Source organism: Candidatus Symbiopectobacterium sp. NZEC135 (assembly GCF_025962695.1).
Window position 1 is genome coordinate 1 of record NZ_JAGFPF010001063.1, and the last position, 744, is coordinate 744.

The following is a 744-nucleotide window of genomic DNA, read 5'->3' on the forward strand; positions in this document are numbered from 1 at the left end:
GACAGCGTCTGGGGGGCTTACACTCAGCGAAACTGATACTGCATAGCGTAGATTTTCACGATATCGAGCAGCTTCAGGCGCAAGGCGCATGGGCGCAGGCCGCACTGCAGCTTTCTAAAATAGCCATCGGGCTAGGTCAGGCAGGTGCAGAAGCGATTGTCATCTGTACCAACACCATGCACAAGGTGGCCGATGACGTTGAAAGCGCCAGTCAATTGCCGGTAGTGCATATCGCCGATGCCACTGCCAACAGCCTGAAACAGCATGGCATGACGCGCGTTGGCTTATTGGGGACCCGCTATACCATGGAGCAGGAATTTTACCGTGGTCGCTTACAGGAGCGCCACGGCATTGATGTCATCATTCCGCAGCCCGATCAGCGCGATGAGATCAATCGGGTCATTTACGCCGAGCTGTGCCGCGGCGTATTGAGCGACCGTTCACGGCAGGCGTTTCGCCTTATTATCGACAAGCTTGCCCAGCAAGGTGCTCAGGGGGTGATCCTCGGCTGTACCGAAATTCCCCTTTTAATCCAGCAATCCGATACGAAAATTCCCCTTTTTGATACCAGCCACCTACATGCCATCGCCGCTGCGGACTACGCATTAGAAAATAACTAATTGATATATATTCATAAATAAGGTAATCATTGTTTTAAATCACAATTTCCTGACTAAAACACTCAAGATTTCCTCATTTTAGCCATGAAAAAAGGCAGTCAGAACGTTCTGACTGCCTTTGCAT

1 protein-coding gene is annotated in these 744 nt (G+C 50.5%); it reads left to right on the top strand.

Annotation, left to right across the window (positions count from 1 at the left end; all coding sequences use genetic code 11):
• On the top strand, positions 1–620 hold a 620-nt coding region (locus J5224_RS32440; RefSeq protein WP_264629049.1), incomplete at its 5' end, for an aspartate/glutamate racemase family protein.
• Positions 621–744 lie beyond the last annotated feature (124 nt).